Here is an 8,788-nt window from a genome sequence, read left to right on the forward strand (position 1 = left end):
TCGGACGGAATCCTCCTGCGGCGTGTACTGCGCCGACACGCCGTCCCCGGCCGGGTGCATCGACTTTACGAATCGCCTCCGCGCCGGACGGTCGCGGACCGGGCGATGCCGCCTCCAATGCTGCGCGGCGGACTTGGCGATGCACCGGCTTCACATCTCCAAACATCGCCGCCGGCTTGCCAGAGCTCGATTGAATCACGTTTACAGCCCGGTCTCCATTGCGCGGTCGCCGGTAATCAAGCTTCCCTTCTTTTTCCATTTCATGTACGGTTTACCCGGTTGATATCGGCATCGCATGCCGCGGCCACGGAACCGGCTCCCGGCTTCAAATCGCAGCTTGCCACGAATGGGCAGTGCGTTGATCATCAACCACCAGACAACACGCCTGAATGAAATCATCGAAGCAGCGTCTTATAGCGCGATATTAAGTCCAGCTAACAGAACGGAAGCCCTGTATGAATCATTCAAATCACATACCTGACCGCTTGGGACCGGCTTTATGCGCCGTGATCGCGGCAGGGCTCACGAGTTGCACGACCTACGTTGAAGAGCGACCTCCTCGCGCGGCGTACGTACCGCCACCGCCGGTGGAGGTGACGCCCGCTCCGCCGCCGGTCGTGGTCGCTGCTGCGGAAGCGCCGGTCGTGATGATTCAGGCCGAAAGCGATTTCTACGATCCGCTTACTCCCTACGGAACATGGGTCGTCGTCGGATCCTACGGTCGGTGCTGGCGGCCGGCGCGAGTGGACGCCGCCTGGCGGCCGTACTGTGTTGGTCATTGGCAGCGGACCGATGCGGGCTGGTATTGGGCAAGTGAGGAACCCTGGGGTTGGGCCACGTATCACTACGGCCGCTGGGATTGGAGCGCGGAATTCGGGTGGTTCTGGGTGCCGCACGTGCAGTGGGCGCCGGCCTGGGTTTCCTGGCGACAAGGTGCTGGATACGTCGGATGGGCTCCGTTACCGCCTTCCGCGTTGATTGGCACGCGTGGCGTCCTCGAAGTTCGCGAGACGGTGGCGCCCGCGCGCGGGTTCATTTTTGTCAGCGAGCAGCGGCTTCTGGAGCCGGTTCGCCCGACAACCGTAATCGTCAACAATACCACGATCATCAACCAGACGGTCAACATCACGAAAGTACAGGTGGTCAACAAGACCGTGATCAATGAAGGGCCGCGACCCGAGGTCATCGAACGGAAAAGCGGAAGAAAGGTCGAAGCGGTGCCGGTCCGTGAATTGCGCCGTCGTGAAGAAACGGAAGTGGCGGCCAGACAGCGGAACATTCCCACGCGTGCAGGGAAAACGGATCAGCGCCCGGCGGTCGCCGAATCCGCTCCGGCGCGCACTATTCCCGGCCGCGAGGCGAACCGCAACGAGCAGCCTGCGGCCGTACCTTCCCGGGTGCAACCAGGGCCGGGACAAAACGAGACACGGGGTACAGGCGCGCCGGTTTCCTCGGATAAGTCGGATCGAAACGAACGACAAGTCCCGGCGCGTGGAACAGTTCCGTCCGTGCGACCTCCGGGACCGATGAATCGGCCGCAACCCCCGGTGACGGCGAACCCGCCCGAAAGATCCACGCGACCAGTGACCGACCAGCAGCTGGGGCACGAACGCCAACGTACGTTACAGCGTGGGAACGCAAAAACCGAAGCGCAGAATCCCGCCAGGGTCGCCAAGCCCGGCCAGCCCGCGGCCAATCGACCCGCGATCAAACCGAAACCATCAGGAAAGCCACCCGTCAAGGGACGGGGTGCGCCGGCCTCGGGGAAAAAAGGCGATCCGAAGAAAGACAGCGAACAGGAGACGCCTCAAACCACCGTTCCACCGCGCCAACCGAAGTGAAGCATTTCGCCGTTCTTTACCGCAGACCGTGTTCTGGCCAGAGGTTTATCCGGTGTGATTTAACAAATCGCATCGCGACGCGCTCGTCGCGCCACGGGAGCGGAGTGTGTTCCGAGACCCATCAGTCGGCGGGGCTGTCAATCCCCTTGGAATCGCCGGACAGTTGCCGGTGCGCGTGAGGGCAGCCCAGTTTGGGCACCGCGCCGGCCGCGCCATTTCCATCGTCACCGTTTGATTGCGGGTCGTGACGCGTTGGCTCCACAGGAAGGATGAACCTATCGACGATGTCCGCGAACATCCGCCGGCAGTTCCAGTAATTGCTGTGGGTGAACCGGGCCGCGAACGCCATCAATGGAACCGCCGCAGCGCCTGCCAGCAGAAGCAGGCAAAAAACCAGCAACCACACGTCCGCGGCGGACAGCTGGCGCAACTTCTCCGTCAGTTCCGCTCCGGTGCCGTATAAAAAGAGCGCAACCCATTGTCCCGGATTCCAGATCCGCGCCATCCACCAGAGCACGAGCGCGGCGATCACCACGCACAGCGACAGAACAGTCCAAAACTCACCCAGAGACAGGGAAGGCTGGAACCGGCAATCGACATTTGCCACCTTCTCGTAGTAGTCGAGCGAGCCGCTGACGAGGTCACCGCGGTCATGATAGTTTCGCCAGCGGATGTCGTCGAACAGCCGCGAGAACAATTGAGGCGTCGCCAGGAGTCGTTTCGCCCCGTCCGTTTGCTGCAGGCTCCAGGGCCGCTGTTTGAAGCCGTGGAAATGCTCGATGATCTGGCTCCGCAGGTACTGTTCCTTCTCCGTCTGTTCACGGAAGAAAAACGCCATCTTGTCCAGAGGACTGCCAAACGTGACCAGGCCGCAGAGCATTTCTGAAATGTGCCCGCCGCTCTGCGTCCTCAAGGGGGCGGTTCCATCGGTAAAATAACCTGATCTATCGCAACCACGAAGCTCTCCCTGATGAATGAGGTGATTGAGACGGTTGATGGCATCGAATGAAATCTGGCTGCCCAGAGAATGGCCGGCCAGGATCACCCGATCGTAACGCCAGTCTTCGGGCCGGTAAGGGCCGTTCGCGGAGGCCGGCTGCAGCAGGTATCGCAACGCGTTGACAGCGCCGTCGAGGATCGCCTTGTGCACCGCGTAAAATCTGGATTTGGCGTCCGTCGTGTTGTAGATGGCGATGTCGCCAACGACATTCGCGAGCGCGTTCACCTCGCGGCGTTCCACCCATCGAAGCAACCAATCGAACGACCAGCCGACGATCGGGACTTTTGACAGAAACCCCAGCGTGCCGGTCACAGCGCCCAGCGCGGCCGGAATGACATGAGCGACGGTGGCAATAAAAAACCAGTAACGAAGCGGTCGAAAACCGCCCCGCGGGGATGCATTGGCGCCGGGCCTGTGTTTCCTGAAGAACAGGCTGTCGCCGCCGTAACGTTGACCCAGTCCCTCATTTTCGCGGTAGAATTTTTCCGCGCCCCGGGTCACTTGCGCCACCCAGTTTTGAATGTCGCCAAGGGATGCCTTGCCCTCGGTTTGGTAGGCCCAATAGTACTCGAAGATGTCCACATGAGGCCGCTCCGGACCAATCGCGAGCCGGATGAAGTTATCGTACCAGAACCCGCCGGAACTGCGCGACGGCTTCATGGCGGTCATGTGCGTCATCGTTATTGCATCGCGGCCACCGGCGCGCAGCGTTTCCACAAGAGTGCGCGCGAACTGGTCCAGTGTGTCAAACGGCTCCTGGTTGCCGATACCATGCACGACCAGAACGGCTGTGTCCTGCGAAGGCCATCTGTCGGCGAAGTGCCGCTCCGGAAATTCGCCGAGCGCGCCGTCCGGATTGGGGTCGAATTTTCCGGCAGGCCCGGGCGGCACAGACTGGTTCGCGGAGTTCATCGTGATTGAACGACACGGTGCAAACGCTCAAGCCGGAGTTGTTTCACCGGAGCGCCAAATCGCACGGTTTTTTCAAGGTTTCGCCGCGCGCAAATCTTCCACCGTGGTCTGCGCTTCTATGGTGTTGCCCTCCAAAACAACCTCGCCGGCCTCCGGTTCAATCCGGATACCGACGGCCTGCTTCCGGGTCCCCGCCGACCGGGTGTCGCGAATGATGTTGTTGCGGAAAACCAGGTTCCGGGTTTCGCCGCTCACCCGAATGCCGGCGACACCATCCTTCAGGCCGTTGTTCTCGATGACGTTGTTCTCAAGACGGTTGCGGTGTCCAGCCATGCCCGCGCTTTCATTGCGGAAAAAAACGCCGTCCTGCCCATTCGAGAAGACCTGATTCTCCTGCAGAACATTGTCCGTGTCTTTGTGTCCGATGGAGATGCCGAACCGGCCGTTGTTCTCGAAAATGTTTCTTTCAAACAGACCGTACTTCACGCGCCAGCACAGATACAATCCGTCTTCGCCGTTGCGGCGTGCGACACATTCCCGGACGACGGGTCGTTGCGAGCCGCTGCCGGGATGGAGACCCAATCCCGTATTGTCCTCGCTGATGCAGTTCTGAACGATCACGTCGTTCGATTGCTGAAAGCTGATTCCGTCGCCGTGATAATTCTTCACCACGCAATTCTCAATGACGGTGCCGAAGCCCCGGTAAAGAAATATGCCGCCGCCACGGCATCCGTTGAGATAGACATTCTCATCCTTGTTCCCATCAATGATCAGGTTTTCCACGCGAACACCCTCGATATCGTAGCCGCTGACAACAGGAAAAACGGTCGCGGCCTGCGCCTTGTTGGCCACCATGCAATCGGCGTTTAACGGCATATCAATGGAGAACGCGCTTCCATTCTGCCCGGTAATGCGGGCGACGGTGGTGTGGAATCCGCCCGACTGACTGTCCCAGATCGAAAGCCCATAACCCACGTTGAAACCATCCGGATTCGCGATTGTGATCTGCTCCTCGCCGTAATCGCCATCGAGCGCCAGCGGGGACACAGCCGCCCTGCCTTTGTGAAGGATCGTTTTGCCCTTGATTCCCCGCACCGTCACGAAAGAGCGCAGATGCAGTGAATCGCGCATCAGGAATTCGCCTTCGCTGATCTGCACCGTGCCTCCACCAAGGCCGCTGACGTAGTCCACAGCGGCCTGCAATGCGCGGTTGTCCGCACCCACGATGTCCGCGTCGCGAAGCCCGACGGTAATTACCGGGCGGTCCTTCATTCTGGTATGCATCGCTCGCGGAAGCTGTTGCTCACCGCTGGCCGAAACGGGATCCAGCTTTTCACCGGCGCACGCAACGGCCGCGAACGCGCCAAGGAGCGCGGTGCAGAACAGGCACATCCCGATCTTGAAACCGCAACCCGGCGGACAACCGAGATGTCCCGCCCGCCGCGTTGTTGAGAACTGGCTAAACGGGTTCATCGGTGCTCTTTCCCGCGCACTCAGTGGTCCCCGGCCGCGCGGAGTCATGGCGCCTCACTCCATTTCTCGCCGTCGGCGAAGATTACCTCATGCACTGTCTCGGTGATTTTCTTTGTGAAGGCGGGGACGTTGAACGCCAGGCAGTCAACGACGGCCGTCGTGTCGCCGTTGATCAGATTTTCACCCGTCAGGCTGGAATGGCTGCGGGTCCACTGGCCCAGTTTCCGTCCCGGACCATCCAGATAAGTGAAGGTCATCCGAATCTCCCTCACCGGCTTCGACGATCGGTTGTGAATGCGTATTTTCGCGGTTCGAAGCGACTCCTGATCGTCGGAGCTGAACCCGACAAATTCCACGTCCACAGGAGCCATGGTCTGTACGGCGGGGGTGGCCGCTTCCAACTTCGGCGTTTTCGGGGCAACCCGAGAACCGGCGGCTGTCACGCCGCGATTGATGTTTTGAAACGCCAGATCGAAATCGCGCATCGTGAACGCGGTGCCCAGCCGGAACGCGTTTCCCTCCACGCCGGCCTTGATCCTGCCGACGAACGGGGCCATCGAAGAAGGATTCTGTTTCGCTCCCATCTGAACCATGCCGAGGAGACCTTGAATGCCCTGATTGAGTTCGTTGGCCGCGGAAGCATCCGAGCAAACAAGGTCCAGCGCGAAATCGATCTGTGAAGCGGTGAAATTCAGACTCAGAGCCACTTCCGAGACTTTGTTCATTCCTTGCGCAAGCCCCGCGATCATCGGATTCCCGTTCATGGCCCCCCCACTCCCGCCGCCGAGATTCTTCGTCGCGTCCTTGGGGACCGGCAGGTAAAACCACATCTGGCCGCGGCGCGACAGCTTCTCATTGATCTGGCCGCGAAGCTTGCCCTCGGTTTTTCCCGTCACAAAAGCCCGCAGGTTTTCTGACCTGCCCACCCCAAAAACCACGCCGTCCTTGCCGGGGCCGATCGCGACACTCACGCTAAACGGCAGCTTCTCTTCACCGAGTATTTCGGGCGGGAGATCAAAAAACTCCGCGCCTCCGACCGGGTGACGCGATTTTTCGATTTGGCCGCGCATTCCGGGCTTTTCCTTGTCGAGCGCATCCAGGGCCTGCTGGATGAGTCCCTTTACGTCCTGCGAGCCTGTGAGACGGCCCACAATGACGAATCCTGAAGCCGGATCAAGATGCTCGGACTGAAGGTCGCTTAAAATCTTTTCCCCCTCAAAGACCGCGGCAATTTCCGCGACTGCCATCCCCTTCAGCCCGGGAAGCACCTGAGCCGACTGGAGAGAGGACAACTGGGCCGGCTGAAGAGATTGCAAGCGCTCCACAAGTGGCGCGGCCTTATTGGTGATCGCCTTCCAGATCACGCTCTTGCTGGCACTCTCAACGTCGAAGTAAAAGGCCGCGGCAGCGCGCGGCGTGAACACCTGCGACGGGGCGGGCATGGCGTCGTCCGCCGCCTGCAACATCGCCGAGCCGATGACACCAGCCAACCCCACACAAAGCAACGACGTCCACGAGATTGTCCTCTGAAACTTCATATCATTGATTTGTAATCCGCGACCCGGTCACGGTTGCCCCCGACCGCTGAGGGTTGCGGATTTCGCAACCGACCGGCGCCGGCCCGGGAATGAAAGCGCACGCCAGTTTCAAGCTGCACCTCACGGCGTTGTCTCGAAATCGACGCTTCATTTGACGGAGCCAGCTTTTCATCGCCCTTCGGTCTTCTACCGATTTCGGCAGGTGACCCGGTTGAATTCAACAGGAATGATAGTGGACCGCACACCCGCGGCAACCAAAAAGCCTCCGTACGCCGAAAGTTTAAGCAAACGCAGTCATGCCGGATTCCCGCGCTCGCTCTCGCGACGAACAATCGGAACGGCCTCGTGCATGAACAGGGAAATCCATTCGCGGGCCGCGCTGTGATCGTCAGCCGAACCTCCGCGCAACTCCAGACGTCGATCAATGCGACGGACCAATCGCGCGGCGCCAAAACGAGTAATGATTTGAGCATCACGATCCACCTTCTTTGAGGACATGTTTATTTTCATGTCAGAAACTTATGCCCGTGGATCGGACAAATGCCGTCCAAGGCAGAGAATCGCCACCTCACTGCACCTTCGCCAGTATTAACGATGGCCGGTGGGCATGCAGCATGGGGAATGTCCGCCCCAAAAGCAGCGTTTCAGTTCCCGCTCCGGCCGGTTGCATTCATACACCCGCCGGTCGCCTCCAAAGACCGGTCATGCCTCAAGATCCGCGCCAAACCGGAACCGGGGCAACTTGCGGGCTTTGCTCGCCTGCTCAAACGCAAAGGCGTATTTCAAAAGCCCCGGCTCGCTGTAAGCGCGACCAAAAAAAGAGATGCCGACCGGAAGACCAAACACGTAACCGGCAGGGACCGTGACGCTCGGGTAGCCGGCCGCCGCGGCCGGCGACGAACTGCCGCCCCCCTCGTGGTCTCCATTCACGAGATCCGTCAACCACGCCGGACCGCTTGTCGGAGCCACCAGCGCGTCCAGTTGATGCCCGTCCATTACCGCGTCGATTCCTTCGTCGCGCGAAAGACGGTGGTTTTTCTCCAGCGCCTCCAGGTACGTTTTTTCTGTAAGCGGCCCCTTCTCCTGCGCCTTCAAAAAAATCTCCTGCCCGAAATAACGCAGTTCCTTTTCACGGTGCCGGTCATTGAACTCAATCAGTTCCATCAACGAGCGCGCGGGCGCACCCGGACTTGTGCCGGCCAGATAGGCATTCAAATCCGCCTTGAATTCGTAAAGCAGCACTTCGAACTCCGAATCGTTGAATGCCCCTTTCGTCGAAACATCCGCCGGATCGACGATCACCGCGCCCAGCCCCCGCATCACTCCGATCGCGGTCTCCATCAACGAGTCCACCCGTTCATCAAAGCCACAGTAATTCCGAACGACTCCGACGCGCGCATTCTGCAACCCTTTTGGATCGAGAAACCGCGTGTAATCGCGGAATGATTTTCCCGCGGCGGCCTTCGTGGCGTCGTCACGCGCGTCCAGGCCAGTCAACGCGCCCAGCAGGATTGCCGCGTCGGTCACGGTGCGCGCCATCGGGCCGGCCGTGTCCTGGCTGTGAGCAATGGGAATGATCCCGGCGCGGCTGACCAGGCCCACCGTGGGCTTGACGCCGACGATCCCGTTGGTGGACGCCGGCGAAACAATCGAACCATCGGTCTCGGTGCCGACGGCGACCGCGCAGAGATTGGCCGCCACCGCCGCGCCCGAGCCCGAACTGGATCCCGACGTATTGCGGTCGAGTGCGTAGGGATTGCGCGTCAATCCGCCGCGCGCGCTCCAGCCGCTCGTGGAATGCGTTGATCGAAAATTGGCCCATTCGCTGAGGTTGGTCTTGCCCAAGATAACCGCTCCTGCCTCGCGTAACTGATGCGCGACGAAGGAATCGCGCGACGGAATCCAGCCGGCCAGTGCAAGCGATCCGGCCGTCGTCATCATGCGGTCGGCGGTCGCGATGTTGTCCTTCAGCAGCACCGGGATGCCGTGCAGCGGACCGCGGACACGGCCGGCCTTCCGCTCGG

The 8,788-nt window shown here is 60.5% G+C and carries 7 protein-coding genes; 1 reads left to right on the forward strand and 6 read right to left on the reverse strand.

All coding sequences use genetic code 11. From position 1 onward, the window contains the following. A partial coding sequence (locus VN887_09545; protein ID HXT40255.1) for a hypothetical protein occupies window positions 1-259 on the reverse strand: 259 nt, incomplete at its 3' end. Between the two features lie 196 nt (window positions 260-455). Between VN887_09545 and VN887_09550 the strand changes: the two genes are divergently transcribed. After that, window positions 456-1,841, forward strand: coding sequence for a DUF6600 domain-containing protein (locus tag VN887_09550; protein ID HXT40256.1), 1,386 nt, complete (start codon window positions 456-458; stop codon window positions 1,839-1,841). 121 nt (window positions 1,842-1,962) lie between these two features. Here the strand turns inward: VN887_09550 and VN887_09555 are convergent, their stop codons facing one another. The 5 genes from VN887_09555 to VN887_09575 form a co-directional block, all read right to left on the reverse strand. Further along, window positions 1,963-3,753, reverse strand: coding sequence for a hypothetical protein (locus tag VN887_09555; protein HXT40257.1), 1,791 nt, complete (start codon window positions 3,751-3,753; stop codon window positions 1,963-1,965). 72 nt (window positions 3,754-3,825) lie between these two features. Next, window positions 3,826-5,226 carry a right-handed parallel beta-helix repeat-containing protein gene (locus VN887_09560; GenBank protein ID HXT40258.1) on the reverse strand — a complete coding sequence of 467 codons (1,401 nt, stop codon included), beginning with the start codon at window positions 5,224-5,226 and terminating at the stop codon, window positions 3,826-3,828. A gap of 44 nt (window positions 5,227-5,270) precedes the next feature. Further along, on the reverse strand, window positions 5,271-6,764 hold the full coding sequence (locus VN887_09565; protein ID HXT40259.1) for a hypothetical protein: 1,494 nt from the start codon (window positions 6,762-6,764) through the stop codon (window positions 5,271-5,273). A gap of 294 nt (window positions 6,765-7,058) precedes the next feature. Beyond that, the gene (locus VN887_09570; protein HXT40260.1) at window positions 7,059-7,274 is read right to left on the reverse strand and encodes a hypothetical protein; all 216 of its coding nucleotides are present in this window, start codon (window positions 7,272-7,274) and stop codon (window positions 7,059-7,061) included. A gap of 192 nt (window positions 7,275-7,466) precedes the next feature. Then, window positions 7,467-8,788, reverse strand: a 1,322-nt coding sequence (locus tag VN887_09575) for an amidase (GenBank protein HXT40261.1), incomplete at its 5' end; no start/stop codon positions are given.

It is taken from the genome of Candidatus Angelobacter sp. (assembly GCA_035607015.1).
GTDB lineage: Bacteria > Verrucomicrobiota > Verrucomicrobiia > Limisphaerales > AV2 > AV2.